This is a genomic window from Actinomycetospora straminea, from assembly GCF_028737255.1.
Classification (GTDB): domain Bacteria; phylum Actinomycetota; class Actinomycetes; order Mycobacteriales; family Pseudonocardiaceae; genus Actinomycetospora; species Actinomycetospora straminea.
Window position 1 is genome coordinate 397,197 of the sequence record NZ_JAQZAN010000001.1, and the last position, 22,475, is coordinate 419,671.

Below are 22,475 nucleotides of genomic sequence, written 5' to 3' on the forward strand. Positions count from 1 at the left end.
TCAGCGCGGGGAGCCCCACTCGCCGCGACGGTCGTCGGCCGACGGGCCCTCGGCGGCCTCGCGCGGGCGGCCGGGGTCCTCGCCGGACTGGTGGGCGCCACGGTGCTCGGACCCGGGTGCGGGGACGACCGGGCCGTTCGACGGGCTCGACGAGCTCGACGAGGCGCCGCTCGACGGGGCGCCCCAGCCGGTGGAGGGGATGCCGTAGCCGGGCGTGGACGACCCGCCCGTCCCGCCCGGTGCGCTCGCCGGGGACCCCTGCGGCGGGGTGCTCGGCCCGGTGTCCGCAGTGGACGTGCCCTCGCCGGAGCCGTAGCTGCCGAACGACGGGCCGCCCGCGCCGGACGTCGACGACGGCGCGCCCTCGGTCGTGGTGGTCACGGCGTCGTCGCGGTCGGAACGGTCGGAGCGGGAGCTGCCGGTGCCGCCCTCACCGCCCTGGCCGGCGGCCGTGGCGCCCGGCACGACCTGCGTCGTGGCCGCCGAGGACCCGTAGCCGGCGCCGAACGGGCCGGACGGCGGACCGGCCTGCTGCCCGCCCGGACCCTGCTGGCCCGGAGCCTGCGGGCCACCCGGACCCTGCTGGCCCTGCTGACCCCCGAGACCCTGACCCCGCGGGGCGGCGAACTGCCCGGAGCCGGGGCCGGTGGCCGCGCCCGGGGCGCCGTAGCCCGGCTGCTGGTGCGCGCCGGGCGAGGACATGCCGCCCGACGGCGGCCCGCCCGGGCCACCCCAGGGACCGGCCATGGTCGGCGGCGGCGTTCCCGCGCCCACGCCGGCCTGCGGCCCCGTGCCCTGACCGGCCGGCGCGCCGAAGCCCGACGACGCGGGCCGCCCCGCCGGCGCGCTGATGACGCCCGCGCCGAACAGCACCGCCACGACCGATGCGATCGCGGCGAGCACCGCGAGGACCACCTGCACGACGAGCAGGGAGTCGGCGTACGCGAGGAGCGGGAGCATCGCCAGCGCCCCGGTCACGCCGACGACCGCGCCCGGCACCAGCGTCTGCGGGCCACGCGGCAGCAGCGAGGCCGCGGTGAGCAGGCCGCCGGCGACCACCAGCGGCATGTAGAACAGCGATCCGAAGGCCGCGCTGAGGTCGGACGCCACGCCCGACGCCTCGGCGGAGCCGAAGAACCCGAGGATGTAGGCCAGCAGCGCGAGCGCACCCGCGGCGAGCGCGACGCCCCGCTCGGCGCCGGAGGCCCCGCGGGTGGCGCCGCCCCGGGCCGTCGGCCCGGTGCCGGCGTCGCCGCCGGTCCCGCCGCCGGTCCCGCCGCCGAGGTCCGGCGCGGGCGTCACCGTCGTCGCGGCGGAGGGGAAGCCACCGGTGCTCGGCCCGCCCTGACCCCAGCCCGCCTGCTGCGCGGGCGCGTGCTGACCCGGCGCCTGCTGACCCGGGGCCTGCTGACCCGGGGCCTGCTGACCGGGACCCTGCTGACCCGGGCCGTAGCCCTGCCCGGCACCCTGGCCGTAGCCCTGGCCGGGCGCCTGCCCCGGCGCCTGACCGGGCGTCTGGCCCTGGCCGGGCGCCTGGCCGCCGTAGCCCCCGTACCCGCCCTGACCGGGCGCGCCGTGGGGCTGCTGCTGGCCGGCGCCGGCCCAGGAGGACCCCCCGTAGGGCGAGCCGCCGCCGGCGCCCCAGCCGCCGGGGCCGGTCTGGCCCGGCCGCTGGCCGGACGGGCCGCCCGGGGGCGGGCCCTGCGTCGGTGAGCTCATGAGGTGTCCTCCCGGGACGACGACGTCGACGGTGGCGCGGTGACGGTCGGCCGGGTCGTCAGCCCCGGTTGACCAGCGAGCGCGCGAGGTCCGCGGTCTCGGTCGGCGTCTTGCCCACCTTGACGCCCGCGGCCTCGAGCGCCTCCTTCTTGGCCTGCGCGGTCCCCGCGGAGCCGGAGACGATGGCGCCGGCGTGGCCCATCGTCTTGCCCTCGGGAGCCGTGAACCCCGCAACGTAGCCGACGACGGGCTTGGTGACGTTGGCCTTGACGTAGTCGGCCGCACGCTCCTCGGCGTCGCCGCCGATCTCGCCGATCATGACGATGGCCTCGGTCTCGGGGTCCGCCTCGAACGCCTCGAGGGCGTCGATGTGCGTCGTGCCGATGATCGGGTCGCCGCCGATGCCGATGGCGGACGAGAAGCCGATGTCCCGCAGCTCGTACATCATCTGGTAGGTCAGCGTGCCCGACTTCGACACGAGGCCCATCTTCCCGGCGCCGCTGATGTTGGCGGGGATGATGCCGGCGTTCGACTTGCCGGGGCTGATGATGCCGGGGCAGTTCGGGCCGATGATCCGCGTGCGGTTGCCGTTGGCGCAGGCGTGCGCCCAGAACCAGGCGGAGTCGTGCATCGGGATGCCCTCGGTGATGACCACCGCGAGCCCGATGCCGGCGTCGATGGCCTCGACCGCGGCGTCCTTGGCGAACTTCGGGGGCACGAAGAGCACCGAGACGTCCGCCCCGGTCTCCTTCATGGCCTCCTCGACCGCGCCGAAGACCGGCACGTCCCGGCCCGTGATCTCGACGCTCGTCCCCGCCTTGCGGGCGTTGACGCCGCCCACGATGTTCGTGCCGGACGCCACCATCTTGGTGGCGTGCTTCATGCCCTCGGAGCCGGTGAGCCCCTGGACGATGACCTTGCTGTTCTCGTCGAGGAAGATCGACATCGTTTCTACGCCCCTGCCGCCAGCTCGGCGGCCTTCGCGGCCGCGTCGTCCATCGTGTCCACCACCGTGACCAGCGGGTGGTTCGCCTCGGCGAGGATCCGGCGGCCCTCGTCGACGTTGTTGCCGTCCAGCCGGACGACGAGCTGCTTCGTGGCGTTGTCGCCGAGGATCTTCAGCGCCTCGACGATGCCGTTGGCCACCGCGTCGCAGGCGGTGATGCCGCCGAAGACGTTGACGAAGACGCTCTTGACGTCCTCGTCGCCCAGGATGACGTCCAGGCCGGCCGCCATGACCTCGGCCGACGCGCCGCCGCCGATGTCGAGGAAGTTGGCGGGCTTCATGCCGCCGTGCTGCTCACCTGCGTACGCGACGACGTCGAGGGTGGACATGACGAGGCCGGCACCGTTGCCGATGATCCCGACCTGGCCGCCCTCGAGCTTGACGTAGTTGAGGCCCTTCTCCTTGGCCTTGGCCTCGAGCGGGTTCTGGCTGCGCTCGTCCACCAGCTCGGAGTGGGCCTCGTGCCGGAAGTCGGCGTTCTCGTCGAGGGTGACCTTCCCGTCGAGCGCGACGACCCGGTCCTGCGGGTCGCGCACCAGCGGGTTGACCTCGACCAGCGTCGCGTCCTCGCCGACGAAGGTGTCCCAGAGCTTGACGATGACCTGCGCGGCCTCGTCGGCGACCTCGGCGGGGAGGTTGCCCTGCTTGACGATCTCGTCGGCCTTCGCGCGGTCGACGCCGGCGATCGGGTCGATCGGCACCCGGGCCAGCGCCTCGGGCCGCTCGACCGCGAGCTCCTCGATCTCCATGCCGCCCTCGGCCGAGCACATGGCGAGGAAGGTGCGGTTGGACCGGTCGAGGAGGAAGGAGAAGTAGTACTCCTGCGCGATGTCGCTGGCCTCGGTGACCAGGACCCGGTGGACGATGTGGCCCTTGATGTCGAGCCCGAGGATGGCCTCGGCCTTCTCCTTGGCCTCGGCGGGGGTCTCGGCGAGCTTGACGCCGCCGGCCTTGCCGCGACCGCCCGTCTTCACCTGCGCCTTGACGACGACGGCGGTGCCGATCTCCTGCGCGGCCCGCTCGGCCTCGGAGGCGGTGTCGACGGTGCGCCCGGGCAGCACCGGCACCCCGTGGGCGGCGAAGAGGTCCTTCGCCTGGTACTCGTACAGGTCCACTCGTGAACTCTCCTCACCAACTCCCCGGGGCGCCGCCCGCGGCGGCGGCCGGGCGAGGTCGCGTGGCGCCCACCTCTCCGGTGGCGCGCCCACGTCTCGACGGATGCGCGGCGACCCTATCGACGCGACGGGTACCCGGGCGGTGCGACGGGGGCGACACCGGACACACGCGCCGGTCAGCGCGGTGCTGAATCGTTCCGGCGTGCGATCGGGTGCGCCCGATCGGGGTCGTACTTGATCGGTCCGGGCACGTCCTACCGCGACTGTTCGCGTGAACAACCCTTAACGTCCACCTCATGGACGTGACGGGCGTCATGTCCCCTGCCGAGGAGCCGGGGACCGAGCCGGCGGGTCTCGCCGCGCCCGTCGAGCGGCCGCTGGCGACCATCGCGGGCGCGGTCTGGCGAGGGCTGGGCTACGCGGCGCGCACCGTCGGGGTGCCGGCGGGCGTGCGCGGGCTGGCCGTCGAGATCGCGTACACCGCGGTCCACGTCTCCCTCTACCCCTGGGGCCTGGTCGACGAGGTGCTGCGCCCGGCGGGCACGTTCGTCCACCACCGCACCGCCTCGCTGTCCCCCGCGCAGCGCAGCCTGGTCGTCTCCGACATGGAGTCCTCGACGACACCGGTGCTGCTCGTGCACGGGATCGTCGACAACCGTTCGATCTTCGCGCTGCTCGCCCGCGCGCTGCGCCGCCGCGGCTTCGGCGTGGTGCACGCGGTGAACTTCAGCGTCCTCACCGCGTTCACCGGCGACATCCGGGCCGCCGCCCGCGAGCTGGGCCACCACGTGGAGCGGCTCTGCGCGAGCACGGGCGCCGACCGGGTGCACATCGTCGGGCACTCGCTGGGCGGGCTGATGGCGCGCTACTACGTGCAGCGGCTCGGGGGCGACGCGCGCGTCGACACGCTCGTGACGCTCGGGACCCCGCACCGCGGCAGCCTCATCGCCCACTTCCTGCCGCCGACGCGGGTCCCCCAGCAGCTGCAGCCCGGATCGGACCTCCTGCGCGAGCTCGCGGAGCCGGCGCCGGACTGCCGCACGCGGTTCCTCGCGGTGTGGAGCCGCCAGGACCAGTTGATCATCCCGCAGTCGGCGGCGCGGCTGACCCACCCCGACCTCGCGGTCACGGAGGTCGAGCTCGAGCACGTCGGGCACCTGTCGATGACGATCGACCCGGAGGTCGTGCACCTCGTGACCCGCCTGCTGTCCCGGCGGCCGCTGCGCGGCCGCGACCGGGCGGGCTCGGCGCGCGCGGTGGCGGGCTGACCGGGGCGTTTCGGGCATTCGGGGCCATCCCGGGTCGATCCGGACACCGTCCCGGCCGCGCCGCCGGGTGAGTGGTCGACCGCGCGTGACGGCCCGCCGGGGGCGCGCGCCGAACGGGGAGGACACGTCCGACCGAGCGACGAGGGGTCACCCGACACGGTGACGACCGCTCGGCGCGCACGCCCGCACGCACGGCGTAGCGACCGGCTCGGGGCACTCCTGTCGTTTGCTCAGCCCGTGACCGCGTCGCTACCTTCTCGCCGTCCTCATCACGGTCAGGTCACGAACGACATACGGAACGACCCCGAACGTTCCGTCAGGGCACTCCCCGAATTCCCGCCCTGGATGTCGCCGTGACCGGCCCCGATCCGCGGGAAGGATGGTCTTGGCGAACAGCTCCCCGCGCCCGCCGTCCGCGCCCCTCTTCGGTTCCCTCGGCCTCACCCCCGCCCTCGCCGGCGGCTTCGGTGGCGGCCCCGCGGGACCGCGCTTCCCCGACCTGTCCGGCCTCGGTGCCGGTCTGCCCGGTCTCGGCGCCCGGGGCGGGCGCCGCGGCGGTGACGCCGCCGGGTTCGTCAGCGGCACCGGCCGCGCGCCGGAGGTCCCCGCCCGTCCCGTCGGGCTGCGGCCCGGCCCCGTGGCCCCGGCGCCCGCGCCGCAGCGGCCCGCGGGTCCGACCACCGGCGGCCACCCGCGTCCTGCGTACCGCGACCTCCCCCGCGAGGAGACGCTGCGCGAGCTGCCGCGTGAGCACCGGGACCCCCGGGACCGCCGCACGCCCCGCCCGCCGCAGGGCGGTCCCCGGCGTCGCGACCTCGACCCGGGCCCCCCGCCACGGCCCGCGCCGCCGGCCGGCCGCGGGCCCTCGCCGCTGCGCGGGCGCCTCGCCGTCGCCGCCGTCGCCGCCGGTGCGCTCGCGACCGCGGGGCACAGCCTCGCCGGCCTCGACGCCCTGTCCGACGCGCCGACGACCGCCGAGCTGGCCCTGGCCTCCGACCGCGCGACGACGAGCGACGTGTCCTCGTCCCGCGCCACCGGGCTCGACGCGGCCACCTCGGGCGTCCTGCCGGTGACCTCGCCGGCCGCGACCGCCTCGACCGGATCCGCGGACACCGCGACCGCCGACGAGGGCCACCAGGTCGGCTCGCTGAGCAAGGCCGCCGACCGCGCGGCCGCCGCGGCCCGCGCCGCCGCCGAGGCCGCGCGCCCCGACTACGTCCGCCCGGCCGAGGGTCGCTTCACCTCGGGCTTCGGTGCCCGCTGGGGCTCGTCGCACCGCGGCATCGACATCGCGGGCCCGATCGGCACCCCGATCGTCTCGGTCGCCGACGGCACCGTCGTCGAGTCCGGGCCGGCCAGCGGCTTCGGCATGTGGGTCAAGGTCGAGCTGGACGACGGCACGATCAACGTCTACGGCCACGTCAACCGCTCCTACGTCGAGGAGGGCCAGCGGGTCCGGGCCGGCGAGGAGATCGCCGAGATCGGGAACCGCGGCCGCTCCACCGGCCCCCACCTGCACTTCGAGGTGTGGGAGGACGGCTCCCGCAAGGTCAACCCGCTGCCGTGGCTCGCCGAGCGCGGCATCTCGTTGGGCTCCCCCCAGGACTAGTCCGCTCCCCGCAAGACGGCCAGGGCCCCGGAGCACGCGCTCCGGGGCCCTCGTCGTTTCTCCGCGCTCAGTACCGACCCGCGCGCCGACCCCCGAGCCGGAGCCCGCCACCGGGGGTAGCGCGGTCAGAGCTTCGTCAGCGGCACGCCGCCGATGAGCATCAGCCGCACGGTGCCCGAGGAGCCGAAGTCGATGGTGGCCGTGGCCCGCGAGCCGACGCCGTCGACGGTGACCACCGTGCCGAGGCCGTACTTGTCGTGGCTCACCCGGTCGCCGACGTCCAGCGAGATCGTCGGCGCCTCCTTCCAGTCCGGGCGCATCGGCGAGGGGCGCGAGGCCCGGCCGGACAGGTCGGTGCCGGGGCTCGCCCAGCGCCCGGAGCCGAAGCGGGTGCGCCCGACCGGCGAGGACCGCTCGGAGCTGGGCTCGACACGGCGCCACTCCCACACGTCGGCGGGCACCTCGTCGAGGAACCGCGACGGCGGGTTGGCCTGCGGCTGCCCGTACGCCGAGCGCATGACCGCGCGCGAGAGGTAGAGCCGCTGCTGGGCGCGCGTGATGCCGACGTAGGCGAGCCGGCGCTCCTCGGAGAGCTCGGCGGGGTCGGCGAGCGCCCGCGAGTGCGGGAAGACGCCGTCCTCCCAGCCGGTGGTGAACACGACCGGGAACTCGAGGCCCTTCGCGGTGTGCAGCGTCATCAGCGTGACCACGCCGTCGCCGCCGTCGGGGATCGAGTCGGCGTCGGCCACCAGCGACACCCGCTCGAGGAACGCCTCGAGCGAGCCCGGCACGGCCTGGCCGTCGGTGCCCTCGGCCTGCTCCACCGTCTGTTCCCCGGCGGCGTCCTCGACGCCCTCGGCGTTGAGCGCGTCCTGCACGAACTCGCGCGCGACGCTGACGAGCTCCTGCAGGTTCTCCAGCCGCGACTGCTCCTGTGGGTCCTCCGAGCCCTCGAGCTCGGCCCGGTAGCCCGAGCGGTCGAGGATCGCCTCGAGCACCTCGTCGACCGACGTGCCCTCGGCGACCAGCCCGGCGAGACCGTCGAGCATCTCGACGAAGTCGGCGATGTTGCGCTGCGAGCGCGTCGCCAGCCCGTGGACCTCGCCCGCGGCGGCCCGGCGCAGCGCGGCGGCGAAGGTGATGCGCTCGCGGTCGGCCGCGTCGGCGACCACCGACTCCGCACGGTCGCCGATGCCCCGCTTCGGCACGTTGAGGATGCGGCGCAGGGAGACCGTGTCCTCGGGGTTCGAGAGCACCTTGAGGTAGGCCATCGCGTCGCGGACCTCGCGGCGCTCGTAGAAGCGCACGCCGCCGACGATCTTGTACGGCAGCCCGAGGCGGATGAACACGTCCTCGAACACCCGCGACTGACCGTTGGTCCGGTAGAAGACCGCGACCTCGCCGAAGCGCGCCTCGCCCGCGTCGACCAGCCGGTCGATCTCGGCGGCGACGAACGCCGCCTCGTCGTGCTCGTTGTCGGCGACGTAGCCGACCACCAGCTCGCCGTCGCCCGCGTCGGTCCACAGCCGCTTGTCGCGACGGTCCGGGTTGCGGCTGATGACGGCGTTGGCGGCCGTGAGGATGCGCTGGGTGGAGCGGTAGTTCTGCTCGAGCAGGATGGTGCGCGCCTCGGGGTAGTCGCGCTCGAACTCGACGATGTTGCGGATGGTGGCGCCGCGGAAGGCGTAGATCGACTGGTCGGCGTCGCCCACCACGCACAGCTCGGCCGGGGGCACCGCGCCGTCCTCGCTGCCCGCCGCCAGGGCCCGGACCAGCATGTACTGCGCGTGGTTGGTGTCCTGGTACTCGTCGACCAGGATGTGCCGGAACCGGCGCCGGTAGTACTCGGCGACGTCGGGGAAGCGGGTCAGCAGGTCGACGGTGCGACCGATGAGGTCGTCGAAGTCGAGCGAGTTCGACTGCTGCAGCCGCTGCTGGTAGACGGCGTAGACCTCGGCCGTGCGCTTCTCCGCCTCGGTGGCCGCGGCGTCGGCGGCCTCGATGGGCGAGACGAGCTCGTTCTTCCACGCCGAGATCCGGGCGAGCAGCCCGCGCGGCGAGTACTTCTTGGCGTCCAGGTCGAGCCCGCGCGCCACCGACGCGACGAGCCGCCGCGAGTCGTCGGCGTCGTAGATGGAGAACGTGGAGCTCAGCTCGAGGTGGCGGTACTCGCGGCGCAGGATGCGCACGCACATCGAGTGGAACGTCGACACCCACATCGCGTTCGCCCGGCGACCCACCAGCGCGGCCACGCGCTCGCGCATCTCGGCGGCGGCCTTGTTGGTGAACGTGATGGCCATGACCTGGCCCGGCCCGACGCCCTGGTGGCGCATCTGCCAGGCGATCCGGTGGGTGAGCACCCGCGTCTTGCCCGATCCGGCGCCGGCGACGATGAGCAGCGGCGACCCGGTGTGCACCACCGCCTCGCGCTGCGGGGGGTTCATGCCCTCGAGCAGCGGGTCGTCCGCCGGGTCGGGACGGTCGGTGTCGCGGCGCAGCGCGGCGCCGGCCCCCGCGTCGTCGCCGCCCGCGGCGGCCGCGGCCAGCCGCCGGGACAGGGCGGACGCCGCCGAACGCACGGGCGGGCCCGACCCGACGTCTGACGTGGTGTCGGACGCGGCGTGGCGGGTGGCGGGACCGGTGCTCATCGTCGGTCCACGCTACCGGGGCCCTCCGACAGTCGCGGCGGCGTGGCGGCCCGGGGAGGTCCACCGGGCGGCCGTTTGGTCGCACGCCGCGCCGATGGCATGATGACCGCCGTGCGCGCGCAGTTTCGTCGATTTTTCTACGGGTACCGGACCCCGGTGCCCGTGGTCAGCTGACGCGCCCGCCGCGCTGCCACGCCGCCCCGGAGTCCACGGACCCCGGGGCGTTCTCGTGTCCGGGGTCGCGAGGGCCCACCGACCCGGGAACCACCCGGACACACCCTGGAGGCCGATCCCCCGTGAGTGCCGCGACCAGCTCCACCGACAGCCCTACCGACAGCGCCGCCGACGCCGGGTCCGAGGACGCATCCCCCGCGTCCACCGACGCGCCGGCCCCGCTCGCCCCGGCCACCGCCGACGAGATCCCCTCGCTGCGCGAGGAGATCGACGCGATCGACGCCGAGCTGCTGCGCCTCGTCAAGCGCCGCTCGGAGATCTCGCAGCGGATCGGGCTGGCGCGGATGGCCGCCGGCGGGCCCCGGATCGTCTACAACCGCGAGATGCAGGTCCTCGCCCGGTTCCGCGACCTCGGGACCGAGGGCCGGGAGCTCGCCATGCTGCTGCTGCGTCTCGGGCGCGGGCGGCTGGGCGGTCGGGCCTGACGCTCCCGGGACGGCGCTAGCACCCGGCGCGGGTCCCGACCCCGACCCGACACCCTGAGGTGTTCCGGGGTCCGACGAGCGCCGACCACACGCCGGTGGTGGCACGCTGGTGCCATGGGAACGGTCATCGACCTGATCGCCACGATCGTCACCGTGCTGAGCCTGCTCGCCGCGGTCGGCTACGGCGGCTACCTGCTCATGATCTCGTCGGTGGCCTCCAAGCGCCCGGGGGCCGCGCACCTCGCGACCGACGCGCGCAAGCGGCTACCGGCGGCGGGCGGCCTCGCCCTGGGCGCGCTCGTCGCGCTGCTCCTCACGGGTGGCGGCATCCCGCTCGACGTCATCGGGCTGCTCGTCGGCGGTGGCGTGGGCCTCGTCGCGACGAACCAGCTCCAGGGGGCCCGCAAGCGGCTCGCCGCCCCGCCGCGCTGAGCCCAGCGGTCACGTTCCGGCGCCCACCGGTGCATGAGCGTGGGCTGTCCGGCGAGCGAACGTCCGTGTTCGGCCCAACCCGCTGACACGGCCGCTGGGCGCCCGGACACGAACGGTCGCACCTCGTCCCCTGGACGGCTCTGCACGTCCGGGTGACGCCCCGAGTAGCTATTCCCCCACGGGGAGTGGACACGGGACGAGGAGCAGAGGGACATGGACGAGCGTGGTGGCCGGCACGCGTGGTTCGACGAGCCCGCCGAGGTCACGGGCACCCTGGTCGCCCCGCCGACCGTCCCTCCGCCCGCCCTGCCCGGTGGTGGTCCGGGCGCCGACGACCGACTCGCGGAGGGCGTAACGCCGGGCGAGGTACCGATCGATCTGGTTCCCGTGCCCCGACGTCCGGTCGACGACCTGCCGCCCGTACCGCACCAGGACGAGGCCCGTCACACCGACGGTGTCCCGGTGACCGAGCTCCTCGCGCGCCTCACCGCCTCCGCCCGCCGCGTCCGCGAGGCCGAGCGCGGCGAGGCCGTGCCGGAGCCCCGCTCCGCGCCGCCGACGACCCTTACCGACGACGCCACGCGCGACGAGCGGCGGCCCGCCCTGACCCCGGTCGCGACCCCGGACAGCACCCACGCCACCGCCACCGGCTCCACCGAGCTCGACGCGGCCCTGGCCTTCGCCGCCGCGCTGGAGGCGGCCGAGGCCGCCGAGGCGGCCGGCACGACCACGGCGGGGCCCGCTCCCGCCGGGGCCCGGCCCGACGGCCCCGTCTCCGACCTCGGCGCGGCGCGCGCGGCGGCGGCCGCCGACCTGCGGGCCTTCGTCCGCCAGGGCGACACCGGCCCCGCTCTCGTGCGCCCGCTGCCCACCCCCGGGCGGTCGGCGCGCCGGCGCACGAACCCGTTCCGCCGCACGAACACCCGGACGTTCGGCGCCACCACGGGCGCCCTGCTCGTGGCCGGCACCGTCGCGAGCATCGCCGGCCTGCCCCTGCCGGGCCTGCCCGTCGAGGAGGCGCCGTCGCCCGGCGGCCCGGTCGCGCTCCCGCCCGGGGCGGGCATCGTCCCGGTTCTGCCCGGCACGCCGGGCGCGATCCCGGGCGTCGTCCTGGGCCCCGACGGCCTGCCCCTCGGCACCGGCATCACGCTGAGCGCCGCGGCCTCCGACCTGGGCCTGGGCCTCGGCGCGCCCGGCGGCGCGGCCGTCGCGGGCGGCGGGCTCGCCGGCGTCGACGGCCCCCTCACCGCGGCGCCGGGGGGCGTGGGCGGTGTGGCCCCGCCCGGCGGCGGTGGCGGCGTCGTCCCCGGGGGCCCCGGCGCCCCGGGTGTCCCCGTCGGGCCCGGCACCCCGGGCGCACCCGTCGGGGGCGACGGCGGTGGCGGTGGCGGCGTCATCGGTCCCTTGGTCGACGGAGCCGGCGAGGTCATCGGCGGGACCGGCGGCGTGGTCGGCGGAGCCGTGGGCGGCGTCGGCGACACGGTCGGCAACGCCACCGACGGCCTCGGCACCACGGTCTCCGGCGCCGGGCGCACCGTCGAGACGCTGGCCGACGGGCTCGACACCACGGTCACCGGCGTCACCGACGGCCTCGGCACCACCGTGGGCGGGGTCGGCGGCGTGCTCGACGGCCTGCTCGGCGGCGAGACGCCGGCCCCGACGCGCCCCCCGGGCCTCGTCGGCACCGTCGGCGTCGTCGTCGACGGCACCACCGGCCGGCTCGGCGGCCCCCTGCCCGGCCCGCTCGGCGGGCCGGTCACCGGCCTCGGCGGCACGGTGAACAGCACGCTGCGCTCGCTCGAGTCGCAGGTCGCGGACCCGGCGGTCGGTACCGTCACCGGAGGCGTCCGCGACGCCGGCGCGACCGTCGGCAGCACGGTCCGCTCGGCGAACCACGACGTCGTCGGCCCCCTCGCCGGCACCGTGTCCGGCGCCGTGGGCGACACCGGCACGACGGCCGCCACCACCCTGCGCGCCACCGCGGCCGACGTCGTCGCCCCCGCCGGCGAGACCCTCACCGACACCCTCGACGCGGTCGGGGACGCCACCGGCGGGTCGACCCCACCGCTGGTCGAGGACACCGCGGACACCGTCGAGGGGGTCTCCTCGACCGTCGAGGAGACCGTCGAGGAGACCGGCGACGCGGTGGGGGACACCACGGACGAGGTCGAGGAGACCGTCGAGGACACCGCGGACACCGTCGGGTCGGTGGTCGACACGACCGGCGACACCGTCGAGGACACGACCGACGCGGTGGGTGACGGCGTCGAGGGGCTGCTCGGGCTCAGCGGGGACGCCAGCGGGGACGACGCCAGCGGCGACGACGGGGCCGCCGGCGACAGCGGAGACGACGGGGCCTCCAGCGCCGGCAGCAGCAGCGGCAGCAGTGCCGGGAGCAGCAGCGACGACGCCGCGGACGAGGGCAGCAGCGCCGACACCGGCGACGGCGGCAGCTCCGGCGACGGCGACGACTGAGCGGGCCGGCGGTGAGCTGGTCCGCCGCCGGGCGCGTGGTCGTCACCCGGTCGGGACCTCTACTGTGACCCCCGTGGACCCGCGGACCCGGAGCAGCCGGTGAGCTCTCCCCGCGTGGTCGCCGGGCGGTACCGCCTCGAGGAACGCATCGGGTCCGGGGCGATGGGCGTGGTCTGGCGCGGGACCGACGAGCGCCTGGGCCGGGTCGTCGCCGTCAAGCAGGTGTTCCTGCACGCGGGGCTGGACGACCGCGAGGCCGAGGAGGTCCGCCAGCGCACGCTGCGCGAGGGCCGGATCGCCGCGCGGCTGCAGCACCCGCACGCCATCTCGGTGTTCGACGCCTCCATCGAGGGCGACGAGCCGTGGCTGGTCATGGAGTACCTGCCCTCGCGCAGCCTCGCGAACGTGCTCGGCGAGCAGGGCACGCTCGAGCCGCGGACGGTGGCGCGCATCGGGCGGCAGGTCGCCGACGCCCTCGACGCCGCCCACCAAGCCGGCATCGTCCACCGCGACGTCAAGCCCGGCAACGTGCTGCTCGGCGCGGACGGCACCGTCAAGATCACCGACTTCGGCATCTCCCGCGCCACGGGCGACCTCACGCTCACGCGCACCGGGATGCTCGCCGGCACCCCCGCCTACCTCGCGCCCGAGGTGGCCCGCGGCGAGGACTCCACCTCGGCGTCCGACGTCTTCTCCCTCGGCGCGACCCTCTACGCGGCCGTCGAGGGCATGCCGCCGTTCGGCGCCGACGACAACGCCCTCGCCCTGCTGCACAACGTCGCCGCCGGCAAGGTCGTACCGCCCGCGCAGGCCGGGCCGCTGACCGCGCTGCTCATGCGCCTGCTGCGCGACGACCCGGCCGAGCGCCCCAGCGCCGCGCAGGCCCGCCAGGAGCTGGGCCGCATCGCACACGCGGGCGGGCGCACCGAGGAGCCGCTGGCCGACCTCGTCGCCCCGGGCGCGGCGGCCGCGTCGGTCCCCGAGGCGCGGCACTCGTCCGACCCGTGGCTCGCCGGCCCGGCCGGTCGGGCCACGGGCCCCGGCAGCGGCCCCGGTCCGGTCGGACCGCCGACCCGCCAGGGCCTGCCCGCCCCCGACGCGCCGGCCCGCCGCCGCACGCCGCGCCGGCCGACCGCGGCGATCGTCGTCCTCGTCCTGCTCGTCGCCCTCGCGGCGGGCGGCATCGTCGGCGTCGCCCTGCTCTCGGGCAACGGCTCCGACTCGACGGGCGCCACCGTGGCGTCACCCGACGCCGCGAACCCGGACCCGGCCGCCGCCATGGTCGCCGCCGTCCGCGACTACTACGGCGTCGTCACCGGCGACGAGGCCGCCGGCTGGGCCCGTCTCGGCCCGGGGTTGCAGGGCCAGACCGGCGGGTTCGCGCGCTACCAGGCGTTCTGGACGACGATCGCGTCGGTGCAGGTCGTCGACGCCACCGCGGTCGACGGCGACACCGTGCGCGCGACGCTCGACTTCGTGCCCCAGGGTCGCGACCCGATCCGCGAGGTCCACGAGCTGGGGATGGTCCGCGGCCCCGACGGCCGGTGGCTCATCGACAGCGACGAGAGCGTCGACGGCGCGAGCCCGCGCGCCGCCGCGACGGGCCTGCAGCTCGACCAGCCGCTCGCGGAGGGTCCGACCACCTCGGCGTCCCCGTCGCGCGCGGCCGAGTCCGCCGGCGACGACGGGGACCACGGCGACGATCGGGACCGCGGGGACCGCGGGGGCCGCTCCGGCGACGACGACCCGGGACACGGATCCGACGACGGTTCCGACCACGGATCCGACGACGGCGGGGACGAGGGCTGAGCCTCCCGGCTCAGACGAGCCGGCGGTCGCTCGCCCAGCGCGAGAGCTCGTGGCGGTTCGACGACTGCGTCTTGCGCAGGACGCTCGACACGTGGGTCTCGACGGTCTTCACCGAGATGACGAGCTCGGCGGCGATCTCCTTGTACGACCAGCCCCGCGCGAGCAGCCGCAGCACGTCGCGCTCGCGGCGGGTGAGCTGGTCGAGCTCGGGGTCGACGACGCCGGTCGCTCCCGGACGGTCGGCGAAGGCGTCGAGCACGAACCCCGCCAGCCGCGGCGAGAACACGGCGTCCCCGGCCTTGACGCGGACGACGGCGTCGGCGAGCTCGCGGCCCGAGATCGTCTTGGTGACGTAGCCGCGGGCACCGGCGCGGATGACGGAGATGACGTCCTCGGCGGCGTCGGACACCGACAGCGCCAGGAACACGACGTCGGGGTGCTCGGGGCGGGTGCGGGAGAGCACCGCGGCCCCGCCGCCGTCGGGCATGTGGACGTCGAGCAGCACGACGTCGGGCTTCCGGTGCCCGATCACCGCGACGGCCTCGTCGACCGACCCCGCCTCACCGACGACGCTGACGGTGCGCCGCGCCAGCGACTCGAGCTCGGCGCGCACCCCGCGGCGGAACAGGGCGTGGTCGTCGACGACCACGACGGTGACGAGCTCGTCGGGTGTCCCGGACGTGGTGCCGGACGGCTCGGTCATCGGGCCTCCTCCTCGAGGGGCGTCTCGCTGGTGCCGTTGCTGGGGGCGCCGTGCGTGCCGCGCCGGGCCCGGGGCAGCACCAGGCCGACCTCGGTGCCCTCGCCGGGCGCGGTGCGCAGCCGCACCCGGCCGCCGTGGCGGGTCATGCGGTCACGCACCGACCCGGCGAGGCCACGACGGTCCTCGGGCACGGCGTCGGGGTCGAAGCCGCGGCCGCGGTCGCGCACGAACACCTCGACGGTCTCGGGCTCCACCTCGGCGTAGACGTCGACCTCGTCGACGCCCGCGTGCTTGGCCGCGTTGACCATGGCCTCGCGGGCGGCGGCGACGAGCGCGGTGGTGTCGGGATCGAGCGGGGCGTCGCCGACGACGACCGGCGCCACCCGCAGCCCGTAGTCGTCCTCGACCTCGCCCGCCGTCGACGCGAGCGCCGCCGCGAAGGTGGCGTCCCCGGCGCCCGCCGGGTGTCCCGCATCGCCGCCGGGCGGGCCGTAGAGCCAGGCGCGCAGTTCGCGCTCCTGGCTGCGGGCCAGGCGGCGCACCTCGCGGCCGGCGACGTCCTCGCCGGCCTGCTTCTGGATCAGCGCCAGGGTCTGGAGCACCGAGTCGTGCAGGTGCGCGGCGATGTCGGCGCGCTCCTGGCCGCGGATGCGCTCGCGGCGCTCGGCGCCGAGCTCGCGGACCAGCCGCATCCACCACGGGACGGTCAGCACCACGACCCCGGCGAGCGTCGCGAGCGCGGCGAGGAGGCCGAACTGCACCTGCGAGAGGTCGACGTTGCCGAGCAGGAACGCCGCGATCCCGGCAGTCACGAGCACCGCGCCCGCGAGCAGCCGCAGGAGCCCCAGCCGGCCACCGACCAGCCGGCGCGAGCGTTGCGCGAGGCCCGCCTCCGCGTCCGGGGTGTCGGCCTCGCGCCACACCAGCGCGACACCGGTGAGCACCACGGCCAGCGGCCCGACGACCCAGCCGGAGAGCTGCCCGCCGATCCCGGAGAGCACGAGCGCGAGGAGGACGCCCAGCGTCGCGAGCCCGAGGCCCTGCCGGCGCTCGCGCGGCGGCACCGCGCGGCGCACCCCGCGCGGCTCGATCGGGCAGAACAGCCAGAGCAGCGCGTAGGCGGCGAACCCGGCGCCGGCGGCGGCCACGAGCAGCACGAACACGAGCCGGACGCGCAGGACGTCGACGCCGAGGTGGTCGGCGATGCCGCCGGCGACGCCGGCGATGACCGCGCCCTCCCGCCGGCGCCGGACGCGGCGCACCACGGCAGCGGTCGGAGCCGCCGGGGGCGCGGGAGCCGTGGCGGGGCTCGGGGCCGCGCCGTCCGTGCCGCCCGCGCCGTCCGTGCTGGTGGCGGCAGGGTCGACGGCAGGGTCGACGGCAGGGTCGATGGCAGGGCCGACCCCGGTGTCGACCCGGTCGGGCCGGGGTGCCACGTCCTCCACGTCATCCATCGTCACACGTCACCGGCCCCCGGTGGCTCCGGTGCGACCCCCGGGGTCCTCGGGGTCGGCTCGGGGTGGGGACCGGGGTCGCTCCCGGATTCCGCGGGCCTCCCCCTCGCCCAGTCTCGGTGGGGCGAGCCGGCCCGGAGGTGGCCGGCGGGGACACGCGCCGCGGAGCCCGGCTCCGGCGGTCGACGAGGGAGGATGAGGACGATGAGCAGTCCGGGGCAGGGGTCGCGGGCGCCGGCCGGCGCCGACGTCGGCTCGACGCTGCGCGAGATGTGGGGCACGCGCCCCGCCCGCCTCAAGGAGGACCGCAAGGTCGCGGGCGTCGCAGCGGCGATCGCGCGCCGCTACGCGATCGACCCGACGATCGTGCGGGTCGCGTTCGTCGTGGCCGCGTTCTACGGCATCGGCCTGCTGGTCTACCTCGCCGGCGTCCTCGTGCTGCCGCGCGTCGACGAGCACGGGCGCCGCGAGACCCCGGTGTGGGCGATCGTCCTCGGGAGCATCCTCGGCGTCATCGCGGTCGCCGGGGCGTTCTCCGGGGACCTCGGCACCGTCATCGGCGTCGTCACCGTGGTCGGCCTGTTCTACGCGCTGCACCGCACCCGCGGTCACCTGCGCGACCCGCAGCGCCCGATCGCGCCGGCGGACGGGGGCACGCCCGCGGCGGGCGTCCACGCCGCCGACCCCGCGACCGGCGACACCACCGACACCCCGCGCCCGCCCTCGTGGGACCCGCTGGGTGCCGCGCCGTTCGCGTGGGACCTGCCCGAGCCCGCCGAGCCGCCCGCCCCGAAGCCGCCGCGCTCGCGGCTCGTGCCCGTGACGCTCGCCGCCGCACTGCTCGCCGCCGCGGCCGTCGCCGGGCTGGGCCTGCTCGGCGTCCTGCCGCTCGGGGTCACCGCGGTGATCGCGACCGCGCTGGGCGTCGTCGGCGCCGGCCTCGTCGTCGGGGCGTTCCTGCACCGCGGGCGCGGCCTGGTCGTGGCCGCCGTGCCGCTCGCGCTGATCCTCGTGGCGGCCGCCAACGGCGGACCCGGCCGCGGCGGTCCGTGGGACGACCGCGTCGCCCCGTGGACCGACGACCGCTCGGGCGCGGTCCAGGCCCTCGGCGACGCCACCTGGGCGCCCGCCCCGTACGCCGTCGCGCCGGCGTACGAGACGGCCTACGGCGACATCACCCTCGACCTGCGCGCGCTCGCCGCGGTCCCGCCCGGCTCCGCGCCGGTGCGCACCCAGGCGCAGAGCGGCGCCGGCGACGTCACCGTGATCGTCCCGGCGAACGCCGACGTGGCCGCGACCTGCGAGTCCGGCGGCGGCGACGCGACCTGCCTCGGCACCGGGCCGATCCGTGACCTCGGCCCCGACGGGCCGGGCGGACCGGTCATCGACCTGCAGGCCGTCAGCGGCGGCGGCGACGTGGAGGTGCGCCGTGGCTGAGCACACGCCCCGGGACCCGTACACGATCCACGAGGACGTGGACGCGGTCGACACGACCACCGCCACGGGCACCGGCGCCCGCGACCCGTACAGCGACCCCGACCCCGACGCCGACCCCCACGCCGGCACGGCCCCCGCCCGGCGTCCCGGTCCCGACCCGCTGGCCCTCGTGGCGGGGCTGACCGCGATCGTCGTCGCGGTCCTCGCCGTCACCGGCACCCTGGTCAGCGTTGACCCGCGCTGGGTGCTCGTCCTCGCCGCCGTCGGCGTCGGGGTCTCCGTCCTCTGGGTGACGGTGCGCCGCCGCTCCTGACCCCCGCCCGACCGTTACTGGCTGGTATCGCTCGCCCGGCGAGCGATACCAGCCAGTAACGCGTCAGTGGCAGTCGTCAGTGGCAGTCGTCAGTGGCAGTCGTCAGTGGCAGTGCCCGTTCGAGGACGGCGGCACGTCCAGCGTGGGGTTGCGGTCGAAGAACCCGACGGGCATCAGCCGGAAGCCGGCGTAGTCGACGGGCATGATCGGCCAGTCCTCGGGCCGCGGCACGTGGGTCAGGCCGAAGGTGTGCCAGAGGACGACGTCGGCGCCCCGGCCGTCCTCGTCGAGGCTCCGGTCGGCGGCGGTCCAGGTCGGGAGGCCGGCGCCGCCCGGGTGCTGGTTCACGTGGTCACCCGCGGGGTAGCGCTCGTCGGCGTCGTACGCGGTGACCCAGAGGTGCCGTGTCGCGAAGGCCGCCCGGCCCGCGACCACGGAGGTGGGGTCCGAGAGCAGCGTCGGGCTCCCCTCCGCGTGCAGCGCGTACCCGACGGGGCGGCCGAACCGGTTGGTCCTGCCCGGGTTGACGACCTGCCAGCTCCGGTTGCTCGCCGGGTTCGCCAGGCGCGCGGCGTCCGACTCGCGGGTCAGGCGCGTGCGCGACTCCACGAACGCGTTGCCCCACGGGTTGTCCTCGCCGACGGGCAGCGCGACCGCCTCGACCTCCTCCACCGCGTTCGCGGTGCCGTCGACGGTCATGTCGAGGCGGGCCGAGAACAGGTGCTGGTGGAACGGCAGCCCGAGCCCGGGCGCGGCCTCGGTGGCGAACCGGTGCTCGCCCGACGGCATCCCCGAGGTGAACGGGATGCCGGTCAGCTTGGCCTCGCACTCGATCGTGCCGTCGAGGTAGAGGTACCAGTAGAAGCCGTAGTCGTAGTTGCCGATGGTGGTGAAGAACGAGACCACCATGCGGCGCTGGCGACGGGTCTCCTGCGCGTTCGTGAAGAGGTCGGTGTGCTTCCAGAGCACCCCGTAGTCCTCCTCGTGCAGGCAGATCGCGTTGGTGATGGTGCGCGGCTCGCCGAGGTCGTCGGCCACCACGACGTCCATGTACCGGATCTCGCCCAGGCAGTCGCAGCCGAGCTCGAGGGAGTTGGCGTAGCGGGCGAACATGTACTCGCCGGCGTCGAAGTAGTTCTGCCAGAAGCGCACCGGCGACGGGTCGCCGTAGGGCACGACCATCTCGGCGATCGACGCGCGGTAGATCACCGGACGGCCGTGGATGCCGATCTGGTGCAGGGTCAGGCCCTCGCGCTCGTTGAACCCGATCCGCAGGTCCCAGCCCTCCCACCGCAGGCGGTTGCCCTCGAGGGTGAAGCTGACGCCCTCGGGCTGGGTGATCTCGATCGGCTTGAGCGTCGTGCGCTGCGGGCCGACCTGCTCGGGGTCGTCGAAGTTGCCCGGCTCGTCGGGGACGGCGATCTCGGCGTGGTCGATGACCCGGGTGACCTCGCGGGCGATGAGGTCGATGTAGGCGACCAGGCCGTCCACGGGGTGGGCCCAGGGCGAGTCCTTCTCGTGGTCCTGGCGGAAGCCCAGCACCCGCGCCATGCGGTGCCCGACCTCCTCCGGGTAGTAGGCGCCGGCCGACAGCGGCACGGCGCGCACCGCGTCGGGGTCGATGCCGCGACGGGTCAGGGCGTCGCGCCACTCGTCGGAGGTGTTGACGATCCCCTCGATGATCTCGAACTCGGCGTCGATGATCGGGAGCTGGCCGCTGGTGGCCGGGTCGAGCTCGACGGCCGAGTCGACCTCGCGGCGGGTGGCGGAGACGACGACGTCGCGCGACGGCGCCCCGCTCATGTCGAGCAGCAGCACGCGGAAGCGCCGGTCGATCGGGTCGCCGTCGGTGTGGGCGAGCACGGTGGCCTTGTCGGGCTCCTCGAGACCGGCGAAGCAGAACCGCACGGCCTCGCCGAGCAGCCCGGCGTCGGCCAGCACCTCGCGGACCGTGCGGAACTCCTCCGAGGTGGCCATGTCCAGCGGATGCGTGGCGGCGCCGGGGGCGACGCCGGTGGACGTGGGGGCGGTGGCGGTCACGGGCACTCCTCCTGGGGTGGGGGTGGGTCGGGGCTGGACCGGGCTGCGTCTCAGACGTTCTCGCGCGGGGTGCGGGGCGCGACACCGTCCGTGTTGTCCGGATCGGTTCCGTCGACCGCCGTCGGGCGCCGGACCAGCGCCATGACCACGCCCGCGAGGAAGACGACGACGAGCACGGCGCCGATGGCGACGGCCAGGCCGGTGGAGCCACCGATGAGCGTGGCGAAGTTGTTGATGGTCAGCGCGAGGCAGACGAGGAGCCCGACGAGGCCCAGCGCGGGCGCCACGCGCGTGTGCCACACCCGGCGGTCGACGCCGGTGCGGGCGAAGAAGGCGAGCACGGCGACGCAGGTCAGGACCATGAGCACGAGCACGCCGAGCGTCGCGGTGCCCGCCATCCACGCGAAGACCTGGGCGACGGGGTCGAGGCCCGCGACCGCGAAGATCACGACGAGGACGGCCGCGAGCACGGTCTGGGCGAGCGAGGCGACGTGCGGCGAGCCGTGGCGGGCGTGGGTGCGCGCGACGGCGCCGGGGAAGGCGCCGTGCCCGCCGAGGGCGTACCAGTAGCGCGCGGCCACGTTGTGGAACGCGAGGATCGCCGCGAACAGGCTCGTGACCAGCAGGATCGTGACGAGGTGCAGGCCCACCGGGCCGAGCCAGTTCTCGAACGTCGTGAGCAGGAACGTCGCCGGGTTCGCGCCGGCCTCGGCGACCGCGGCGTCGTCGCCCCACGCGGACACGATGGCCCAGGTCGAGAGGGCGTAGAAGACGCCGACGATGACGAGCGCGAGGTAGGTGGCGCGCGGGATGGTGCGCTGCGGGTCGCGGGCCTCGTCGCGGAACACCGCGGTGGCCTCGAAGCCGATGAAGCTCGCGATCGCGAACATGATCGCGATGCCGACCTCGCCGGACACGACCTGCGCGGGGTCGAACAGGGCGGTCGAGAAGCCCTCGGCCCCGCCGCCGCGCGCCACGACGACGACGTCGAGGACGAGCACGATGGCGATCTCGGCGAGGAGCAGCACCCCGAGCACGCGGCTCGAGAGCTCGATGTGCCGGTAGCCGAGCACGCCGACGATCGCGACGACGAGCAGCGTCCACGCCCACCACGGCACGCTCGGGCCGCCGAAGCTGGTGACGAGCTCGTCGATCGCCGCACCGATGTAGCCGTAGACCGCGGCCTGCACGGCGGTGTACGTGGCGAGGGCCAGGAACGCGGCGCCGAGCCCGAGGGGCCGGCCGAGCCCGTGGCGGATGTAGGTGAAGAAGGCGCCGGCGTCGGGGACGTGCGGGCTCATCGCGCAGAAGCCGACGGCGAAGAGCAGCAGGACGACCGCGCACAGCACGAAGGTCATCGGGAAGGCCGCGCCGTTCCCGGCGCCGACCCCCAGCGGGATGGTGCCCGCGATGACGGTCAGCGGCGCCGCGGCGGCGATGACCATGAAGACGATCGACCCCACACCGAGCGCACCCGAGAGGCGGGCGGGTGGTGCGGAGGATTCGGCGGGTGCGGCCATGGCGACTCCCGGGACAATGGCGGGCGGGGGGCTGCGCGGGGACAGCGAAAATGTCGCGCGTCACGTTTGCGGAGGCGTTCCCGCGGGGTCAACCCCTCGTTGAGCTGCACGGTCGTCGGCGAGATCCGCTCTCTCGCTCCCGACGGGAAATGGCCGCGGCTTTCTCCGAACGGAGAACGGTGGCGCCGTTGTCGGGGTCGAACGAGAAACTGTCGGGCGTGGTTCTCGTTCGGGTCGCGGGCCCTTCGTTCCGGGCGGTCCGCGCTCT

16 protein-coding genes are annotated in these 22,475 nt (G+C 75.8%); 8 read left to right on the forward strand and 8 right to left on the reverse strand.

Features of this window, described 5'->3' with window-relative positions; genetic code table 11:
- Genes PH190_RS01875 through sucC form a run of 3 tightly spaced genes read right to left on the reverse strand, consistent with a single transcriptional unit; the run spans position 1 to position 3,840 of the window.
- Positions 1 to 1,719, reverse strand: a complete 1,719-nt coding sequence (locus PH190_RS01875; protein ID WP_274229809.1) for a DUF5336 domain-containing protein — start codon at positions 1,717 to 1,719, stop codon at positions 1 to 3.
- Between the two features lie 58 nt (positions 1,720 to 1,777).
- Positions 1,778 to 2,665 carry a succinate--CoA ligase subunit alpha gene (gene sucD / locus PH190_RS01880; protein WP_274229810.1) on the reverse strand — a complete coding sequence of 296 codons (888 nt, stop codon included), beginning with the start codon at positions 2,663 to 2,665 and terminating at the stop codon, positions 1,778 to 1,780.
- A 5-nt stretch (positions 2,666 to 2,670) separates the two neighbouring features.
- Positions 2,671 to 3,840, reverse strand: a complete 1,170-nt coding sequence (gene sucC, locus PH190_RS01885) for an ADP-forming succinate--CoA ligase subunit beta (RefSeq protein WP_274229811.1) — start codon at positions 3,838 to 3,840, stop codon at positions 2,671 to 2,673.
- Between the two features lie 296 nt (positions 3,841 to 4,136).
- On the opposite strand from sucC, the gene PH190_RS01890 reads away from it, so the two are divergent.
- Together PH190_RS01890 and PH190_RS30590 are read left to right on the forward strand one after the other, a co-directional pair.
- Positions 4,137 to 5,108 carry a lipase family alpha/beta hydrolase gene (locus tag PH190_RS01890; RefSeq protein WP_274229812.1) on the forward strand — a complete coding sequence of 324 codons (972 nt, stop codon included), beginning with the start codon at positions 4,137 to 4,139 and terminating at the stop codon, positions 5,106 to 5,108.
- 385 nt (positions 5,109 to 5,493) lie between these two features.
- Positions 5,494 to 6,717 (forward strand): M23 family metallopeptidase, encoded by a 1,224-nt coding sequence (locus PH190_RS30590; RefSeq protein ID WP_337993782.1) that lies wholly within the window; start codon positions 5,494 to 5,496, stop codon positions 6,715 to 6,717.
- A 125-nt stretch (positions 6,718 to 6,842) separates the two neighbouring features.
- Here the strand turns inward: PH190_RS30590 and pcrA are convergent, their stop codons facing one another.
- On the reverse strand, positions 6,843 to 9,161 hold the full coding sequence (gene pcrA, locus PH190_RS01900) for a DNA helicase PcrA (RefSeq protein ID WP_274230045.1): 2,319 nt from the start codon (positions 9,159 to 9,161) through the stop codon (positions 6,843 to 6,845).
- A 500-nt stretch (positions 9,162 to 9,661) separates the two neighbouring features.
- Here pcrA and PH190_RS01905 point away from each other — a divergent pair, with 500 nt between their 5' ends.
- The 4 genes from PH190_RS01905 (at position 9,662) to PH190_RS01920 (ending at position 14,740) form a co-directional block, all read left to right on the forward strand.
- Complete coding sequence (locus tag PH190_RS01905) at positions 9,662 to 10,024, forward strand: chorismate mutase (protein ID WP_274229813.1); 363 nt, start codon at positions 9,662 to 9,664, stop codon at positions 10,022 to 10,024.
- Between the two features lie 114 nt (positions 10,025 to 10,138).
- Positions 10,139 to 10,456 carry a hypothetical protein gene (locus PH190_RS01910; RefSeq protein WP_274201177.1) on the forward strand — a complete coding sequence of 106 codons (318 nt, stop codon included), beginning with the start codon at positions 10,139 to 10,141 and terminating at the stop codon, positions 10,454 to 10,456.
- 213 nt (positions 10,457 to 10,669) lie between these two features.
- The gene (locus PH190_RS01915) at positions 10,670 to 12,931 is read left to right on the forward strand and encodes a hypothetical protein (RefSeq protein ID WP_274229814.1); all 2,262 of its coding nucleotides are present in this window, start codon (positions 10,670 to 10,672) and stop codon (positions 12,929 to 12,931) included.
- Positions 12,932 to 13,030: 99 nt separating this feature from the next.
- Positions 13,031 to 14,740: a serine/threonine-protein kinase gene (locus PH190_RS01920; protein WP_274229815.1), complete on the forward strand. Its 1,710-nt coding sequence runs from the start codon at positions 13,031 to 13,033 to the stop codon at positions 14,738 to 14,740.
- 10 nt (positions 14,741 to 14,750) lie between these two features.
- Here PH190_RS01920 and PH190_RS01925 read toward each other — a convergent pair whose 3' ends face one another.
- Together PH190_RS01925 and PH190_RS01930 are read right to left on the reverse strand one after the other, a co-directional pair.
- Entirely contained in the window at positions 14,751 to 15,443 is a 693-nt protein-coding gene (locus PH190_RS01925) for a response regulator (RefSeq protein WP_274229816.1), read from the reverse strand.
- Positions 15,440 to 16,897 (reverse strand): PspC domain-containing protein, encoded by a 1,458-nt coding sequence (locus tag PH190_RS01930; protein WP_420791545.1) that lies wholly within the window; start codon positions 16,895 to 16,897, stop codon positions 15,440 to 15,442. The genes PH190_RS01925 and PH190_RS01930 overlap by 4 nt, the downstream gene beginning before the upstream one ends.
- Before the next feature lie 204 nt (positions 16,898 to 17,101).
- Between PH190_RS01930 and PH190_RS01935 the strand changes: the two genes are divergently transcribed.
- Together PH190_RS01935 and PH190_RS01940 are read left to right on the forward strand one after the other, a co-directional pair.
- A complete protein-coding gene (locus tag PH190_RS01935; RefSeq protein ID WP_274229817.1) occupies positions 17,102 to 18,334 on the forward strand; it encodes a PspC domain-containing protein in 1,233 nt (410 codons plus the stop codon).
- Positions 18,327 to 18,647, forward strand: coding sequence for a hypothetical protein (locus PH190_RS01940; protein WP_274229818.1), 321 nt, complete (start codon positions 18,327 to 18,329; stop codon positions 18,645 to 18,647). Before PH190_RS01935 ends, PH190_RS01940 begins: the two co-directional genes overlap by 8 nt.
- A 102-nt stretch (positions 18,648 to 18,749) precedes the next feature.
- On the opposite strand, the gene PH190_RS01945 is transcribed toward PH190_RS01940, so the two are convergent.
- On the reverse strand, positions 18,750 to 20,687 hold the full coding sequence (locus tag PH190_RS01945; protein WP_274229819.1) for a primary-amine oxidase: 1,938 nt from the start codon (positions 20,685 to 20,687) through the stop codon (positions 18,750 to 18,752).
- 50 nt (positions 20,688 to 20,737) lie between these two features.
- Positions 20,738 to 22,207: an APC family permease gene (locus PH190_RS01950; RefSeq protein WP_274229820.1), complete on the reverse strand. Its 1,470-nt coding sequence runs from the start codon at positions 22,205 to 22,207 to the stop codon at positions 20,738 to 20,740.
- Positions 22,208 to 22,475: the final 268 nt, after the last annotated feature.